Below are 17,118 nucleotides of genomic sequence, written 5' to 3' on the forward strand. Positions count from 1 at the left end.
GCGCCCGGCGCCCCCCGCGGCCGTCCGGCCCCCCGGCAGCTTCACCCACAGGCAGGCGTCGATCCGGGCCTCGCCGGTGTCGAGCGTCGGCGCCCGGCCGAGCTCGCGGCCGGGCGGGTCGCACCACGCGCCGTCGGCCGGGGCGCCGTTGCCGTCGCGGTCGGCGCCGATGACGGCCCCCGGGCCCTCCGGTCCGCCGAGGCCGCCGCGGCCATGGCGGCGTGCCTGCGGGCGGCCGGCCGCCGGACGCGTCGGCCTGACACGCGCGTCGCCCCTCCCCCTGCGCGGCGGGCGCGTTCCCCCGTTCCGGGGAAGCGTCGGCCCGCCGCCGCGCGGGCCGGCCCGAAGCTGCCACCCTGCCCCCATGGCGCACTGTGAACAAGTCACCACCGCCGTCGACGGGGTCCTCTCGCGCATGCGCGCCCTCGACGCGGCCCTGCCCGCCGGGGACGGCGTCGCGGTCTTCAACCGTGTCTACCTGGCCGTCACCGAGGCGGTCGACCGGCGCATCGACACCGGGGGGTTCCCGGACCCGCGGGCCGCGGCCACGCTGGACGTGCGGTTCGCGGAGCGCTATCTGGCCGCCGTGGACGCGGCGGCCGGAGCGCGGCGCCCGCCGGCCTGCTGGCGGCCCCTGTTCCAGCTCCGCCGCCATCCCGGCGTGCAACCGCTGCAGTTCGCGCTGGCGGGCGTCAACGCGCACATCGGGCACGACCTCGCGCTCGCCGTCGTGGACGCCTGCCGCACGCTCGGCTGCGGACCCGCCGACCTGGAGGACGAGTTCGACGAGGTGGGCGATCTCCTCGTCGCGCTGGAGGAGCGCGTCCGCGAGGACCTGATGCCGGGCCCCGACCTGCTGCAGATCGCCGACCCGCTCACGCATCTGCTCGGCGCGTGGAGCCTGGAGCGGGCCCGGGACGCCGCGTGGACGGCGGCCCGGACGCTGTGGGCGCTGCGCGGGCTGCCCGGCATCGCCCAGGAGTTCACCGAACGGCTGGACACGGCGGTGGGCTTCGCGGGGCGCATGCTGCTCACGCCCCTGGCCCGGTCCGCCGCCGGGGGGCGCGGGAGGGCCGGGGTCTAGTCCTCCGGCAGTTCGACGGGCGCGATCTCGTCGTACACGTCGCCGGGGCCCGGATTGGCCGGGTCGGTCTCGCCGCCGAAGTGGTGCATGACGCCCCAGACCGCGTTCAGCGCGGTCTGCACGGCGCCCTCGGCCCAGCCGGCCGTCCAGGAGATGTCGTCGCCGGCGAGGAAGATGCCCCGCTTGTCCGCGGGCAGCCGGTCCTGCATGAAGTGCGTGAACAGGCGCCGCTGGTAGCGGTAGTGGCCGGGCAGGTTGGCCTTGAACGCGCCCATGAAGTAGGGCTCGTTCTCCCAGGAGACCGTCACCGGGTTGCCGATGATGTGCTTGCGGATGTCGACCTTCGGGTAGATCTCGCCGAGCGACTTCAGCATGACCTCCATCCGCTCGTTCGCGGACAGCGGCAGCCACTTCAGGCTGTCGTCGCACCAGGTGTAGGACAGGCAGATGACCGCGGGCTTGTCGGGGCCGTCGTCCAGCAGGTAGGTGCCGCGGGTCATGCGGTCGGTGAGCGTCATCGACATGACGTCCCGCCCGGTCGGGTTCCCCTCGTCGTCGACGGCCTTGTCCAGCCAGAACGGGCGGTCGACGGGCACGAAGAGCTTGGAGGACTCCATGTAGTGGGTGCGCTCGATCGCCGTCCAGTGGTCGATCGGGAAGAGCGAGTCGTCGCACTGGATCTTCGACAGCAGCATCCAGGACTGGGCGGTGAAGATCGCCGCCCGGTAGGTGCGGATGTCGCCGTTCGCGTCGGTGACGGTGATCCGGTTGCCCGCGGTGCGGTGCAGCCGGGTCACCGCCGGGCGGGGCTCGCCGTCCACGTGCAGCGACTTCAGCGAGGTGCCGTACGGCCAGTGCACGATCTTCTCCGGCTCGCGCTCCCACAGGCGCAGCGGCAGCTGCTGGGAGCCGCCGACGATGCCGCGGTGGTGGTCGTCGGCCTCGGTGTAGACGACCCGCAGGATCTCCAGGATGGAGTTGGGGAAGTCGGTGTCCCAGCCGCCGGTGCCGAAGCCGACCTGGCCGAAGATCTCGCGGTGCCGGAAGGACCTGAACGCCTCCGACTCGCACAGGAAGCCGTAGAAGGTCTGGTTGTCGAGCTTCTCGACGAGCCTCGACCAGATCTCACGGATGCGCTTGACGTCCCGCTCCCGTATGGCGCGGTTCATGTCGGAGAAGTCGGCGCCCTCCTCCAGGCACCGGTTCCAGGCGTCCGCCACGTCCCGGTAGACCTGCGGCAGGTCGTCGAGCGTCTCGGCGTAGTGCGTCTCGCCCTTGAGGTCGACGACCGTCGAGGGGGTGCACTCGGCGAGGGGGTTGGGGAAGGGCCTGGTCTCCAGGCCGACCAGGTCGATGTAGTGCTGCAGGGCCGTGGAGGACGGCGGGAAGCGCATCGCGCCCATCTCGGCGGTCAGCGACGGGTCGCAGCCCTCGAAGCCGACCGTGCGCAGCCGGCCGCCGATCCGGTCGGCCTCGTACACGACGGGCCTGAGGCCCATCTTCATCAGCTCGTACGCGGCGACGATGCCGGACAGGCCGCCGCCGATGACCGCGACCTCGGTGCCGTGCTCGGTCGCGGGTATCTGCCCCAGACCCGCCGGGTGGGCCAGGAAGTCGTCGTACGCGTACGGGAAGTCCGGGCCGAACATGGTGATCGGCGGCTGCTGCTCGTCTGCGTGCTCGACGGCGTTGGGCACCGTGGACGTCATGGGGTGCGGACTCCTTGCGCGAAACGTCTGCGGGAAGAGCTGGGGATCCGGGCGAGGGGCCCGGGAGGTTCAGACGAGGGACCCGTAGAGGCCGGGACGCCGGTCCGTCAGGTACGGGTTGGCCTCGCGGGAGGCGGCGAGGAACGCCGGGTCGACGTCGGCGAGGACGAGTTCCTCGGCCCGGCCGGCGCGGGTGCGGGCGACGCCGTCGGGCCCGGCGAGGGCGGACAGCCCGACGAACTCGAACTCGCCTTCCCGTCCGACCCGGTTGACGTACGCGACGTACATCTGGTTCTCGAAGGCCCGCACCGGCACGAGCGACTCGGCGACGAACTGGAACGGGTGCATCTGCGCCGTCGGCACCACCAGCAGGTCGGTGCCGGCCAGGGCGTGGGCCCGGACGTTCTCCGGGAACTCCACGTCGTAGCAGATCATCAGGCCGACGGTCAGGCCGTCCAGCTCGGCCTGGACGACCGGCTGCCCGCCCGGGGTGAAGTGGTCGCGCTCGAAGCAGCCGAAGAGGTGGGTCTTGCGGTAGTTGGCGAGGCGGGCGCCGTCCGCGGAGATCAGCTGCGCCGCGTTGTACACCGCCTCGCCGGCGCGCTCCGGATAGCCGTAGGCGACGGCGAGGCCGTGCCGGGAGGCGATCTCGGCGATCGCGTCGGCGCAGTCGCCGTCGGCCGGCTCGGCCAGCCGGGCGATGTCGTCGCCGATCGCGTACCCGGTCAGGAACATCTCCGGCGCGGCCAGCAGCGCGGCGCCCGCGGCGGCGGCCCGGCCCGCGGCCTCGTCGAGGACCTTGAGGTTCTCGACGGTCGAGCCGGGTCGGCCGGAGCTCTGGAGCAGGGCGGTGCGCATGCGTGTTCCTCACCGGTACGCGGGGGTTTCGGGGGCCAGGTAGACGGTACGGTCGGCCGTCCCGGCCGGACAAGGAGGAGCCGTTGCGCGTCCGTGAGCGGATCATTGCGTCCGCCGCGGGTTCGGCGGCGATTCGTTGCGCGCCCTCCGGCCGTCCCGCCGGTCCTGCCGGGGGCGCGGGCCGGGACGGTGCTCCCGCCGGGCGGGGCGGGGGACACCGGCCCCGGCGCGCCGGACGCGGGCGGACCGCCGGGCCGGGGGCGCCGGCCCGTCCGCCCGCCGTACCCGCGGAGGGGACCGTCCCGGGCCGCCGTACCGGGACCGCTGTGCCCCGCGCCGCCCGCACGGCGCGGGCGGCGCGGGCGGCGTCACGGTCGCTTCGCGGCGGCCCGCGCCATGACCGCCAGCAGCAGCGCCGTCACCAGGTACGGCACCGCGCTCCACGCGAACACGGTGCGGTGCGCGGTCACCGAGCCGACCGCCGCGTACGCGCCGTACACGGCGACGGTCGCCAGCCCGGTGCCCAGGCCCGCGGCCGAGGTCAGCGTGGCCCGCCCGGCGGTGTCGATGCGCTGCTGGAGCCGGGCGTCGGCCAGCACGCTCGCCAGCTGGAACCCGCCGAAGGCGAGGGCGACGAGGACGACGCCGGCCGGGACGCCCGTCGCGGCGCCGGCGGCCAGGGCGAGGGCCGCGCCCGCGAGCAGGGCCGCGAGCCCGGCCGTGCCCAGGCGCTCGCCCGGCCCGGCCATCAGGCCGCCGGCGGTGGCCGCCGCCCAGATCAGCAGCAGCAGATACGGAACCGTGGTGTCCGCCACGCCGGTGTCCCGCACCAGCAGCGGTGAGAACTCGTCGAGCGCGCTCCACACCGCGGTCACGGCCGGGACCAGCAGCAGAGCCCGGCGCACGGACCGGTCGGCGCGGGCCTCGGCGAGCGCGGTCCGCAGGACCGCGGCCCGGCTCCCGCCGGCGGTCCCGGTCCCGCGGTGCTCGGGGAGACGGGTCGCCGTCGCCGCCGCCAGCAGGCAGGCCAGCACGCTCGCCGCCGCCACGGCCGGGTGGCCGCCGAGCGCGAACACCGGCCCGGCGAGCCCCATCGCCGCCATCACGGCCAGCAGGCCCGCCGCCCGGGCCCGGCCCATGACGCGGGCGTACCGGCCGGCCGCGCCGAGCCGGTCCAGTTCGTCGTGGACCAGCGCCTCCAGCGCGCCCGAGCCGAGCGCCTCCCCGGCGCCCCACAGCACGAAGCCGAGCGCGAAGGCCGGGTACGACGGGACGAGCACCCACAGGGCGAAGCCGGCGGCGGTGAGCAACGGGCCCAGCCACAGCAGCCGCCGGCGGGAGCCGGCGTCGGCCCAGGCGCCGGAGGGGACCTCCAGCACCAGGCTCGTGACCGACCACACCGCGAACAGGGAGGAGATCTGCCACAGGGACAGACCGGCGTCGCCGAACAGCAGCGCGTACACCGGGTAGAGCGGGATCAGGTCGTGGAGGAACGCGTAGCCGTACAGCGTGACCGTGAGCCGCCGCACGCCGGCGGCGGGCACACGCGAGGATGAGAGTGTCATGAGGCCTTCCCGCAGGGACGATCCGGACGCCGGGGGTACGGCGTCCGGGGCGGCCCTCGGGAGGCACGGCCGGTGGATCAATGTCGCCAGGTCATGACACCGATGGTAGGCGGACCGGGCGGAACCGTCCGCCGATTATGCGGGCGGTCCCGACGAGTACCGGCGCAGCAGCGGCGACAGCACCAGCACGGACTTGGTGCGCTCCACGAACGGCTCCCCCGCGATCCGCTCCAGGACCCGCTCGAAGTGGCGCATGTCGGAGGCGAAGACCTGGGCGATCGCGTCCGCGTCCCCGGTGACGGTGGACGCGGCCACGACCTCCTGGTAGCGCTCCAGGCCCCGCTGGATGGTCTCCGGCGAGGTGTTGCTGCGGCAGTAGATCTCGACGAACCCCTCGGTGGCCCAGCCGAGGGCCGCCGGGTCCACCCGGACCGTGAAACCGGTGATGGCCCCGGTGGCCCGCAGCCGGTCCACGCGGCGTTTCACGGCGGGCGCGGACAGGCCGACGAGCTGGCCGATGTCCGCGTAGGAGCGTCGGGCGTCCTCGGCGAGGGCGTGCACGATGCGTTCGTCGAGATCGTTCAGCACGGTGAGTTGATCACTTCTCGGATGGTGCGAGTCGGGAACGGCGGTAGCCGTACACGAAGTAGAACACGAGCCCGACGGCCATCCAGACACCGAAGACCGCCCAGGTGACGGCCGAGAGGCTGCCCATCATCCACAGGCAGAAGGCGAGGCCCAGCGCGGGCAGCACGGGCGACAGCGGCACCCGGAAGGTGCGGGGCATCTCCGGGCGGGTCCGGCGCAGCACCACGACGGCCACGTTGACCAGCGCGAAGGCGAACAGGGTGCCGATGCTGGTGGCGTCGGCGAGCCGGCCGAGCGGGATCGCCGCGGCGAGGACGCCGCAGAACAGGGAGACGATCACGGTGTTGGCGCGGGGCGTGCCGGTCCTGGGATGGACCCGGGCGAACACCTTGGGCACGAGCCCGTCGCGGGACATCGCGAACAGGATGCGGGTCTGGCCGTAGAGCACGGTCAGCACGACGCTGGCGATGGCGACGACGGCGCAGAACGCGAGCAGGGTGCCCCAGAAGGTCTGCCCGGTGACCTCGCGCATGATCTGGGCGAGCGCGGCCTCGGAGCCGGTGAAGTCCCTCCAGGGCCTGGCGCCGACGGCGACGGCCGCGACGAGGACGTACAGCGCCGTGACGACGACGAGGGAGAGCATGATCGCGCGGGGCAGGTCGCGCTGCGCGTCCCTCGCCTCCTCGCCCGCGGTGGAGGCGGCGTCGAAGCCGATGTAGGAGAAGAACAGCGTCGCCCCCGCCGCGCTCACCCCCGCCATGCCCAGCGGCATGAAGTTCTCGTAGTTGCCCGAGCGCAGGCCCTGCGCGCCGATGGCGCAGAACAGCACCAGCGCGCCGATCTTCACGGCGACCATGACGGTGTTGGCGCGGGCGGACTCGCGGGCGCCGCCCAGCAGGAACGCCATGGCCAGCAGGACCACGATCAGCGCGGGCAGGTTGAAGACGCCGCCGTCGCCGGGCGGGGCCGACAGGGCGGCCGGGATGGTGACGCCGATCGTCCCGTCGAGCAGCTCGTTGAGGTACTCGCCCCAGCCGACGGCGACGGCGGCCACCGACACGCCGTACTCCAGGATCAGGCACCAGCCGCACACCCAGGCGATCAGTTCGCCCATCGTTGCGTACGCGTACGAGTACGAGGACCCGGAGACCGGGATGGTGCCCGCCAGCTCGGCGTAGGACAGCGCCGAGAACAGCGCCGTCAGGCCGGCGACGACGAAGGAGAGGGTGACCGCCGGACCGGCCTTGGGGACGGCCTCGCCGAGCACCACGAAGATGCCGGTGCCGAGCGTGGCACCGATGCTGATCATGGTGAGCTGCCACAGCCCGAGGGAGCGCCGCAGGGACCCGCCCTCGCCCTGTCCGCCCTCCGCCACCAGGCGTTCCACGGGCTTGCGGCGCATCAGGCGCGCACCGGGGCCCGGGGACGGCGATGCGGTCCGACTGCTGCTGTGCGGGGGTGCGCCTTGGTCGAGCACGCGCGGCTCCTTTGTCGCTGCGGATCAGGGCGGCGGGGGCCGGCGGTGCCCCTTCCCGCAGGGGACCCGTCGAGCGGAGTCCCCGCCACGCCACGTACAGCGCAGAACCCTATTGAGCGGGGAGTTGCCCTCGTAATGCAGCAACCTTGCGCGTCTCCGCAAGATCGTTGCGTTCCTCCGGGCGGGACGCGCGTTCGTTGCGCGCGGGCTTGCGGCCGTTGCGCACGGCCCGGCCCCCGGCGGGGAGGGCCGGGGAGGGGGAACACGCCCGCGCACGGCCGCCGGGCCCGCTGGCCCGGCGGCGGCTCCCGGTCCGCCCGGGACCTGGCCGACGGGTCCGGGCGTCACGGAGTTCAGGTCCAGCTGGCGTGCAGCGGCTTGCCCTCGGCGTAACCGGCGGCGCTCTGGACGCCGACGACGGCCTTCTCGGCGAACTCCTCCAGGGTCGCGGCACCGGCGTAGGTGCAGGAGGAGCGGACACCCGCGATGATCGAGTCGATCAGGTCCTCGACGCCGGGGCGGGCCGGGTCGAGGAACATGCGGGAGGTGGAGATGCCCTCCTCGAACAGCGCCTTGCGGGCACGGTCGTACGCCGACTCCTCCGCCGTCCGGTTGCGCACCGCGCGCGCGGACGCCATGCCGAAGGACTCCTTGTACGGGCGTCCCTGCGCGTCGTGCTGGAGGTCGCCCGGGGACTCGTGGGTGCCCGCGAACCAGGAGCCGATCATCACGTTGGACGCGCCGGCCGCGAGCGCCATCGCCACGTCGCGGGGGTGGCGGACCCCGCCGTCGGCCCAGATGTGCTTGCCGTGCTTCCGCGCCTCGGCCGCGCACTCCAGGACCGCGGAGAACTGCGGCCGGCCGACGCCGGTCATCATGCGGGTGGTGCACATCGCACCGGGCCCGACACCGACCTTGACGATGTCCGCGCCGGCCTCGATCAGGTCGCGCACGCCCGCGGCGGCGACGACGTTGCCCGCGACGAGGGGCACCTGCGGGTCGAGGTCGCGCACCAGCTTCAGGGCGCCGATCATCGACTCCTGGTGGCCGTGCGCGGTGTCGATGACGAGCGTGTCGACGCCGGCCTCCAGCAACTGCTGGGCCTTGCCCGCGACATCGCCGTTGATGCCGACGGCGGCGGCGATGCGCAGCCGGCCCCGCGCGTCGGTGGCCGGCGTGTACAGCGTGGCGCGCAGGGCGCCCTTGCGGGTGAGGATGCCGGCGAGCCTGCCGTCCCGGCCGACGGCGGGCGCGTACCGGCGGTTGGCCGCGTCGAGGGCGTTGAACGCCTCGCGCGGGTCCATGTCCGCGTCGATCAGCAGCAGGTCCTTGGACATGACCACTTCGAGCTGGGTGAAGCGGTCCACGCCGGACAGGTCGGCGTCGGTGACCACGCCGACCGGCCGGAACTCCTCGTCCACGACCACGCCGGCGTTGTGCGCGCGCTTCGGCAGCAGGGAGAGGGCGTCGGCGACGGTCTGGTGCGGGGACAGCACGATCGGGGTGTCGAGGACGAGGTGACGGCTCTTCACCCAGGAGACGACATCGGTGACCACGTCGATCGGGATGTCCTGCGGAATGACCACGAGCCCGCCGCGCCGGGCCACGGTCTCGGCCATCCGGCGGCCGGCGACGGCCGTCATGTTGGCGACGACGATCGGAATGGTGGTGCCCGTGCCGTCCGGGGAGCTGAGGTCCACGTCCTGCCGCGAGCCGACCGCGCTGCGGTTCGGCACCATGAACACGTCGTCGTAGGTCAGGTCGTACGCGGGCTGGATGTCGTTGAGGAAACGCACGTGCTGCACATCCCAGTCGATCAGAGGTGGCCCCCGGACCGGTCAGCCAGGGGGAAGAGCACGTACTTCATTGTCCCATGCCGGCCGGAACGCGATGCCCGGGCGGATCGTCCAGGCCGGCCGGAGCCCTGTTCGGAGAAATCTCCGAGAGCAGGCGCGATCCGCGGTCCCGGCTCCGCCCGCGCAGTCGTGAGGGACGGCCGCGGGCCGGGAGGGGACGGCCGCGGCCGTCCCCTCCCGGCCCGCCGTCAGGGACCGTCCGGGTCCGCCCGGTCGAGGGCGGGCCTGGGCGCCGGCCCGGCCGTCATCAGGTAGTCCGCGGCCGAGGTGTCCGTCACCAGGCTGGTGACGAGCCCGGAGCGCAGCACCGCGTCGATCGCGGCCGCCTTCCGCTGCCCGCCCGCGATCGCCACGACCTCGGGCACCCGGCGCAGCTGGTCGGCCTTGACCGTGATGCACCGCTCCCCCAGGTCCCGCCCGACCCGGCGGCCCTCGGCGTCGAAGAGGTGCGCGGACATCTCGGCGGCGACACCGAGGGAGGCGTAGTGCGCCCGCTCCTCGTCGGTGAGCATGTCGTGCACGGTCGAGATGCCCGGCTCCCAGGAGCCGATGGAGACGCAGGCGACCGTGACCTTGTCGAAGTACTCGAAGGCCCGGGCGATCCCGGTCTGGTGGCGCAGCGCCGCCGCGGTGGCCGCGTCCGGCAGCAGCATCGGCGCGTAGATGGGGTGGGCGTCACCGCCGGACACCTGGGCGGCGCGGCGCACGGCCTCCACCGAGCCGCGCTCGGCGGTCCCGGCGTCGTACACGCCCGTCAGCTGCACCACCGTGCACGGCGGCAGCCGGTCCAGCGCCGCCGCCATGTGGATGGTGGACCGGCCCCAGGCCAGACCGAGGACGTCGCCCTCGTCCACCAGCTCCCCGAGCAGGTCGGCGGCGACCTCCCCCAGGTTCTCGGGGTCGGGCGTCTCCTCCGCCTCGGCCGGGGACTCCACCACGACGGCGTGCCTCAGGCCGTAGCGGGCGCGCAGCGCGTCCGAGCGCTCGGCGTCCAGCTCCGCGGGCACCCGGATCTCGATTCGTACGAGGTCCCGTTCGAGGGCGGTCTCCAGGACCCGGGCCACCTTGAAGCGGCTGACGCCGAACTCCTCGGCGATCTGGATCTTGGACTTCCCCTCGAGGTAGAAGCGGCGGGCCATGGCCGCCGCCTGCACCAGCTCAGCGGGTCCCATCCGCATGGCTGACCGGCCCGCCGACATACCCGACACGGCGATCTCCTCACTGCTGTTCACACTCTGGATTCGCCGTTCATCCTTGCAGATCCGGCGCGGTCGATCAGCCCTGATGGGAGCCGTTCACGTTCTGGTGGCTCAGTGGTCGCACGCCCAGGACGCCCCGGCGGTCGCCGCCTCGGCCCGGGTGCGCAGTGCACGTACCGCTTCGGCCGGGTCGGAGGCTCCGTAGACCGCCGATCCGGCCACGAAGACGTCGGCGCCGGCCTCGGCGCACCGCTCGATGGTGGAGTCCGAGACTCCGCCGTCGACCTGGAGCCAGAGCTCCAGGCCGTGCTTGCGGATCAGCTCGCGGGTGCGGCGGATCTTCGGCAGCATGATGTCGAGGAACGCCTGCCCGCCGAAGCCCGGCTCGACCGTCATGATCAGCAGCATGTCGAGTTCGGGGAGCAGGTCCTCGTACGGCTCGACGGGCGTCGCGGGCTTGAGCGCCATGGCGGCGCGGGCGCCCTTGGCCCGGATCTCCCGGGCGAGCCGGACCGGTGCGGCGGCCGCCTCGGCGTGGAAGGTGACGGAGCCGGCCCCGGCCTCCACGTACTGCGGGGCCCACCGATCGGGAGCCTCGATCATCAGATGACAGTCCAGCGGGGTGTCCGTCGCCCGGGCCAGGGACTCCACCACCGGCACGCCGAGCGTGAGGTTGGGGACGAAATGGTTGTCCATGACGTCGACGTGGAGCCAGTCGGCCCCCTCGACCGCCTTCGCCTCGTCGGCGAGCCGGGCGAAGTCGGCGGACAGGATGCTGGGGTTGATCTGCACGGCCATGCCCCAAGCCTGCCATGCCCCGTGGGGGTCGCGGGCATCGGTTCCGGGCTGCGGCGGCCCGCCCCGGGGACCCGGCCCGGCCGGAGCGGGCCGCGCGGCCACGGCGTCCGGGCGGCGAAGGTCCGCGGGGCGGCCCCGCGGACCCGGACGGGGCCGCGGTCAGCCGGTCCGGCGGATGAGCGCCAGGTACATCGCGTCCGTCCCGTGCAGATGCGGCCACAGCTGGACGTCCGGGCCCTCGCCCAGATCCGGTACGCCCGGCAGCAGGGGGCGGGCGTCGAGGAGGTCGGCCTCCGGGTGCTGCTTGAGCACGTCGGCGACCACGGCCCGGGTCTCGGCGAGGTGCGGCGAGCAGGTCGCGTAGCCGACCACACCGCCGACGCGCACCGACTCCAGCGCGGTGCGCAGCAGGCCGCGCTGCAACGGGGCGAAGGAGTCCAGGTCCTCCGGGCGGCGCCGCCAGCGCGCCTCGGGGCGCCGGCGCAGGGCGCCGAGGCCGGTGCACGGCACGTCCACCAGCACCCGGTCGAAGCTGCCGGGCCGCCACGCCGGCCGCGTCCCGTCGGCGGCGACGACCTGGTAGGGCCCGGGGTTGCCGGCCAGCGCCTGGGCGACCAGACCGGCCCGGTGCGGCTGCTTCTCGGAGGCGAGCAGCACCGCGCCCCGCTCGGCGGCCAGCGCCCCGAGCAGCGCGGCCTTGCCGCCGGGCCCGGCGCACCCGTCCAGCCAGAACCGGTCGGGCCCGTCCAGGGGCGCGCGGGCGAGGGCGAGCGCGACCAGCTGGCTGCCCTCGTCCTGCACGCCCGCACGGCCCTCCTGCACGGCCGGGACGGCGCCCGGCTCGCCGCCCTCGGCCAGCCGCACCGCGTACGGCGACCAGCGCCCCGGTACGGCGGCCCGGACGCCGAGCAGTTCCTCGGTGGTGGCCCGCCCGGGCCGGGCGACCAGCGTCACCTCGGGCCGCTCGTTGTCGGCCCGCAGCAGTTCCTCGATCCCCGCGCGCCCGCCGCCGAGCGAGTCCCACAGCGCGGAGACGACCCAGCGCGGGTGCGCGTGCACGACGGCGAGGTGGTCCTCGGGATCGTCGTCGTAGGGCGGCGCGACCTTGGCGAGCCAGCCGTCGAAGTCGTCCCGGGCCACCTTCCGCAGCACGGCGTTGACGAATTTGGCCCGCCCGTCGCCGAGCACCACGCGGGCGAGTTCGACGGTGGCCGACACGGCGGCGTGGGACGGGATCCGCGTCCCGAGCAGCTGGTGCGCCCCGAGGTTCAGCACGTCGAGCACCGGCGGGTCGACCTCGCGCAGCGGGCGGTCCACGCAGGCGGCGACGATCGCGTCGTACGTGCCCTGCCGGCGCAGTGTCCCGTAGACCAGCTCGGTGGCCAGCGCGGCGTCCCGCGCGTCGAGGTCGCCCTTCTCCCGCGCCTTCCTGAGCAGCGGCGGCAGGACGAGGTTGGCGTAGGCGTCGCGTTCGTCCACGGCCCGCAGCGCCTCGAAGGCGAGGATGCGGACGGGGTCCTTCCGGGGTCGGCGGTAGGGCTTGCCGGGTCTGCGGGGCCGACGGGGCTGGTCGCTCACGAAAAGGTGCTCCGGATCTGGGGTGAAATGCGCTGTCCAGCCTACGTCGCCGGGGACGGCCGGCCGGCGTCAGGACCCGAGGGTCTCCCCCTCGGCGATGCGCACGCCGCGCGCCCAGTCCGCCGCCCGCATCGGCTTCTTGCCCTGGGCCTGCACCCACAGCAGCTCCACCGCGTACGAACCGGTGCCGACGTGGACGTCGTTCCTGCCCGCGGCGAGCTGCCCCGGTGCCAGGTCCGTCCGCCCGGGCACGGGCGCGACCTGGACGAGCTTCAGCCGCTCACCGCGGAAGGTGGTCCACGCGCCGGGCGCGGGCGTGCAGCCGCGCACGACGCGGTCGACGCGCAGCGCGGGCGCGGACCAGTCGACCCGGGCGTCCTCCACGGTGATCTTGGGGGCCAGGCTGACGCCCTCGGCGGGCTGCGGTACGGCCTCCAGGGTGCCGTCCTCGATGCCGTCCATGGTCGCGGCCAGCAGCCCGGCGCCGGCGAGGGCCAGCCGGGTCAGCAGGTCGCCGCTGGTGTCGGTGGGCCGGATCCGCTCCGTGACCGTCCCGTAGACGGGCCCGGAGTCGAGCCCCTCCTCGATGAGGAAGGTGGACGCTCCGGTGATCTCGTCGCCGGCCATGACGGCGTGCTGCACGGGCGCGGCCCCGCGCCAGGCGGGCAGCAGCGAGAAGTGCAGGTTGACCCAGCCGTGGGCGGGGACGTCCAGGGCCGCCTTCGGCAGCAGGGCCCCGTAGGCGACGACGGGGCAGCAGTCGGGGGCGATCCGCCTGAGCCGCTCCAGGAACTCCGGGTCCCCGGGCTTCGCCGGTTTCAGCACCTCGATCCCGGCCTCCTCGGCCCGCTCGGCCACGGGGGAGGCGACCAGCCTGCGTCCGCGCCCGGCCGGCGCGTCGGGCCGGGTGACGACGGCGGCCACCTCGTGCCGCCCGGAGGAGATCAGGGCGTCCAGGGCGGGTACGGCGACCTCGGGGGTACCGGCGAAGACGAGCTTCATGGGTGGGTGCGGGCCTCTCGGGGCGGGGACGGTCACGGGCGACGTCCCAGTCTATGGGCGCGCGTCCCGCGGAGGACTCCCGGGCGGGGCGGGCCGGAGGCTGTCCCCCGCCGGCCGCGGGGGACAGCCGCGCCCCGGGGCGGTGTCCCCGCCCCGGACCATGGCGCGCACCCCCGGCCAGGGGCGTACGCATATGCCCATACGCCCCCGCACCGTGACCCGCGGAGCCGATCCGCGTTGGTCAAGAAAGAGTTGACCACACGGGCCGCCCGCGCGGCCCGGTTCCTTTCAACGCCGGTTCGAGAGGCTTGTTCATGGCCGACCACGCAACCCACGACGCCCAGGCCCGGGCCAGCCTGCACTTGCTGGTGCGGGACATCGAGCGGGTCCGCCGGCAGGTGGACGCACTGCGCACGCTCACCGCCCAGTTGGGCAACGTCTACCGTCCGCGCCGCTCCGGCCCCGCCACGGGCTTCGTCGTCTACGGACGCGCTCCCGCCCCGACGGTCCGTCTCGCCCAGGAACTGCGGGACAGCGTCGAGACCCTCGTCACGGCCGCCGTGGACTTCGACCGTTCACTCGGCTTCTCGTGGGACGCGGTGGGCTCCGCACTGGGTGTCACCAAGCAGGCGGTGCACCGCCGTTACGGCGCCCGCCGCGCCGCGGCCCAGGCGGCGGCCGCGGCCGAGCGGACGACGGAGCCCCCGGGCACCCGTACGGTCAACGTGGGCGCCGGCATCCCCGCGATGCCGGCGGTCCCCACGACCCGCTCCATGCCGACCCAGCCGACGGCGGGCAGCCCGGCCCTCCGCGACGAGGCCAGGCCCACGGCGTTCCCCGGCCCCCGCAACGGCTGACCCCTCCGCTCCTGCCCTTCCGGACACGCTCCGGGAGGGCAGACCCCTGCCCGGGACGCGCACGGCGGCTCGGGCGGGGCCGGCGCGTCTCACCCGATGTCGGGCGGATCGATCCGCACCCGTACGGGATCCCCGGTCCCCCGCGCCGTCCGTGCCGCCTGCGCGGCCTTCAGCGCGGCGGCCAGCGCGGCGCCGCTGCCCGGCGGCACCCGGACCAGCGCCCGCTCCCAGTGCTCCCCGGCAGGCGGCGCCCCCGGCCGCCGCGGACGCCCCGCCGCCGTGACCGGCAGCGGCACGGGCCCCAGCACCTCCGCCTCCGGCGGCAGTGCGACCGTGCGGAGAAAACCGGCGACCGCCTCCGCCGGTCCCGACACCTCCGCCATCCGCGACACCGGCGGAAAACCCAGCTCGGCCCGCTCGGCGAGTTCCCGCACCGCGTGGCCGACGGGGTCCCAGCGCACCAGCGCCTGCACGGGCCGCAGGGTCGGCTCGGCGACCACGACGACCGTGCCACCCGCGCTCTGCGGCCGCACCAGCGCACCGGCGGCGATCCAGCGCCGCAGCGCGTCCTCCCCGGCACGCAGGTCGGGCCGCCCCAGCATGGCCCAGCCGTCCAGGAGCAGCGCCGCCGCGTACCCGCCCTCGGCGACGGGCTCGGCCCCGGGGGTGCTCACGACCAGCGCGGGCGTTCCCGGCACCGTGTCGAGCACCTGCTCGCGCCCCGAGGTCCGCACCGGCACGGCGGGGAAGGCGCGTCCCAGCTCCTCGGCGGTCCGCCGCGCGCCCACGACCTGGGCCCGCAGCCGGGACGAACCGCACTCCGGGCAGTGCCGGCCGCTCTCCTCATGCCCGCACCACCCGCAGCGCAGCGTGAAGCCGGACTCCTGCCCCTCCAACGGCCCGGAGCAGAGCCGGCAGCGCGCGGGCGTCCGGCAGACGGCGCACGCCAGCCGCGGCACGTATCCCCGCCGGGGCACCTGCACGAGCACCGGTCCGTGCCGCAGCCCCTCCCTGGCGACCTGCCAGGCCAGGGTCGGCAGGCGCGCGGCGCGCGCGGCCTCGTCCCGCGCGAGATCCCCGTCCCCGACGGTCCGGACCAGCGGCGCGGCGGCCCGCACCCGGTCCCTGCCGGCGACCAGCGGCCGCGCCCAGCCGCTCTCCACCAGCTGCGCGGCCTCCACGGTGCAGCTCCAGCCGCCCAGCAGGAAGGCGCACTTGTCCAGCGCGGCGCGCAGCAGCAGCACCTCGCGCGCGTGGGGCTGCGGGGCGTGCTGCTCGCTGTGGCTGTCGTCGCCGTCGTCCCAGAGGGCGACCAGCCCGAGGTCCCGCACCGGGGCGAACATGGCGGCCCGGGTGCCGACGACGGCCCGTACGGACCCCCGCCGCACCGCCAGCCACTGCGCGTACCGCTTCTCCGGTCCGGCGTCGGCGGTGAGCACCGCGTGCCGTCCCCGCCCCAGCAGCGCGGTCAGCGCGGCGTCGACCCGGGCGACCGCGCGCCCGTCCGGCACCACCACCAGAGCGCCGCGCCCGGAGGCCAGCGTCGCCGCCACCGCGCGTGCCAGTTCCTCGCTCCACCGCGGTCCGGGCAGCGCGTTCCACACGGCCCGCGGGGCGCCTCCCGCGGCGAGCGCCTCGAGGAGGGCGGCCCCGTGCTCGTACCGCTCCCAGGATCCGGCGTCCGGGGCCGCCGGCGGGGGGAGCGGGGCGGGCGAGGGCCGCTGCTCGGCGCGGGCGCTGCGCGGCGGCACGGCGAGCTGCAGCACGTCGGCGAGGCTGCCCGCGTAGCGGTCGGCGACGGCCCGTGCGAGTCCCAGCAGTTCCTCGCTGAGCACCCGCTCCGGTGACACCACCTGGGCCAGCGCGGCAAGGGGCCCGGCGTAGTCGGACTCGGCGCGCCGCTCGACGAGGAATCCGTCGATCAGCCCGCCGCCCTCGCGCCGGCCTTCCCGCACCCGGTGCCGCCCGGCCCCGAACCGCACGCGCACGCGCACGCCCGGCTGCGCGTCGGCGTCCAGCTCCTCGGGAACGGCGTAGTCGAAGTACCGGTCGAGGTGGAGCACACCCTTGTCGACGAGCACGCGGGCGACGGGCAGTTCCTTGGCGAGCGCGGCCCCCCGCCAGGTCCGCGGTTTGGCCCGCGGCGCCCTGGCCTTCCGCACGCTCTCCCGGATCAGCGCGAGCTGCTCGGGCGGCGCGCTGTCCGCGCCGCCGCCCGCCTGCTCGTTCTCGCTGTTCACGTCAGCATTCTTACCAAACGCCACCGACAGTCGGCGGCGCCCGAGTCCCCCGCCCGGGGCCGGTCCCCGGGACCACGACGCGCCGGGCCCGGCGTCCCGGAGGACACCGGGCCCGGCGCGTCCCGTGTGGTGGGTGTGCGGCCTACAGCCCCGCCGCGGCGCGCAGGGCGTCCACGCGGTCGGTGCGCTCCCAGGTGAAGTCGGGCAGTTCACGGCCGAAGTGGCCGTAGGCGGCGGTCTGGGCGTAGATCGGGCGGAGCAGGTCCAGGTCGCGGATGATGGCGGCCGGGCGGAGGTCGAAGACCTC

General features: G+C 75.0%; 14 protein-coding genes and 1 pseudogene. 2 read left to right on the forward strand and 13 right to left on the reverse strand.

Annotation, left to right across the window (positions count from 1 at the left end; all coding sequences use genetic code 11):
• Positions 1–90: 90 nt before the first annotated feature.
• Positions 91–417: pseudogene (locus tag ACIBAI_RS26260) on the reverse strand (hypothetical protein); the annotation flags it as partial.
• On the opposite strand from ACIBAI_RS26260, the gene ACIBAI_RS26265 reads away from it, so the two are divergent.
• Positions 365–1,084 (forward strand): DUF5995 family protein, encoded by a 720-nt coding sequence (locus ACIBAI_RS26265; RefSeq protein WP_399037980.1) that lies wholly within the window; start codon positions 365–367, stop codon positions 1,082–1,084. The pseudogene ACIBAI_RS26260 and the gene ACIBAI_RS26265 overlap by 53 nt on opposite strands.
• On the opposite strand, the gene ACIBAI_RS26270 is transcribed toward ACIBAI_RS26265, so the two are convergent.
• The 10 genes from ACIBAI_RS26270 to fmt form a co-directional block, all read right to left on the reverse strand.
• The gene (locus ACIBAI_RS26270) at positions 1,081–2,793 is read right to left on the reverse strand and encodes a flavin monoamine oxidase family protein (RefSeq protein WP_399037982.1); all 1,713 of its coding nucleotides are present in this window, start codon (positions 2,791–2,793) and stop codon (positions 1,081–1,083) included. The two genes, ACIBAI_RS26265 and ACIBAI_RS26270, sit on opposite strands and share 4 nt — an antisense overlap.
• Positions 2,794–2,862: 69 nt before the next feature.
• On the reverse strand, positions 2,863–3,651 hold the full coding sequence (locus tag ACIBAI_RS26275) for a carbon-nitrogen hydrolase family protein (protein ID WP_399037983.1): 789 nt from the start codon (positions 3,649–3,651) through the stop codon (positions 2,863–2,865).
• Between the two features lie 368 nt (positions 3,652–4,019).
• On the reverse strand, positions 4,020–5,216 hold the full coding sequence (locus tag ACIBAI_RS26280) for an MFS transporter (RefSeq protein ID WP_399037985.1): 1,197 nt from the start codon (positions 5,214–5,216) through the stop codon (positions 4,020–4,022).
• Between the two features lie 135 nt (positions 5,217–5,351).
• Positions 5,352–5,804, reverse strand: a complete 453-nt coding sequence (locus tag ACIBAI_RS26285; protein ID WP_399037987.1) for an Lrp/AsnC family transcriptional regulator — start codon at positions 5,802–5,804, stop codon at positions 5,352–5,354.
• Positions 5,805–5,814: 10 nt separating this feature from the next.
• On the reverse strand, positions 5,815–7,281 hold the full coding sequence (locus ACIBAI_RS26290; RefSeq protein ID WP_399037989.1) for an amino acid permease: 1,467 nt from the start codon (positions 7,279–7,281) through the stop codon (positions 5,815–5,817).
• Positions 7,282–7,634: 353 nt separating this feature from the next.
• Positions 7,635–9,077: a GuaB1 family IMP dehydrogenase-related protein gene (locus tag ACIBAI_RS26295; protein WP_399038007.1), complete on the reverse strand. Its 1,443-nt coding sequence runs from the start codon at positions 9,075–9,077 to the stop codon at positions 7,635–7,637.
• Positions 9,078–9,325: 248 nt separating this feature from the next.
• Complete coding sequence (locus ACIBAI_RS26300; protein ID WP_344609839.1) at positions 9,326–10,369, reverse strand: sugar-binding domain-containing protein; 1,044 nt, start codon at positions 10,367–10,369, stop codon at positions 9,326–9,328.
• A 78-nt stretch (positions 10,370–10,447) separates the two neighbouring features.
• On the reverse strand, positions 10,448–11,134 hold the full coding sequence (gene rpe / locus ACIBAI_RS26305) for a ribulose-phosphate 3-epimerase (protein WP_399037991.1): 687 nt from the start codon (positions 11,132–11,134) through the stop codon (positions 10,448–10,450).
• Between the two features lie 159 nt (positions 11,135–11,293).
• Entirely contained in the window at positions 11,294–12,712 is a 1,419-nt protein-coding gene (locus ACIBAI_RS26310) for an RsmB/NOP family class I SAM-dependent RNA methyltransferase (RefSeq protein ID WP_399037993.1), read from the reverse strand.
• Between the two features lie 69 nt (positions 12,713–12,781).
• Complete coding sequence (fmt, locus tag ACIBAI_RS26315; RefSeq protein ID WP_399037996.1) at positions 12,782–13,714, reverse strand: methionyl-tRNA formyltransferase; 933 nt, start codon at positions 13,712–13,714, stop codon at positions 12,782–12,784.
• 314 nt (positions 13,715–14,028) lie between these two features.
• Here fmt and ACIBAI_RS26320 point away from each other — a divergent pair, with 314 nt between their 5' ends.
• The gene (locus ACIBAI_RS26320) at positions 14,029–14,571 is read left to right on the forward strand and encodes a hypothetical protein (RefSeq protein ID WP_399037998.1); all 543 of its coding nucleotides are present in this window, start codon (positions 14,029–14,031) and stop codon (positions 14,569–14,571) included.
• Between the two features lie 89 nt (positions 14,572–14,660).
• Here the strand turns inward: ACIBAI_RS26320 and ACIBAI_RS26325 are convergent, their stop codons facing one another.
• Positions 14,661–16,811, reverse strand: a complete 2,151-nt coding sequence (locus ACIBAI_RS26325) for a primosomal protein N' (RefSeq protein WP_399038001.1) — start codon at positions 16,809–16,811, stop codon at positions 14,661–14,663.
• 142 nt (positions 16,812–16,953) lie between these two features.
• Positions 16,954–17,118, reverse strand: a 165-nt coding sequence (locus ACIBAI_RS26330) for a methionine adenosyltransferase domain-containing protein (protein ID WP_399038008.1), incomplete at its 5' end; no start/stop codon positions are given.

This window comes from Streptomyces sp. NPDC051041, from assembly GCF_044456065.1.
Lineage (GTDB): Bacteria > Actinomycetota > Actinomycetes > Streptomycetales > Streptomycetaceae > Streptomyces > Streptomyces glaucus.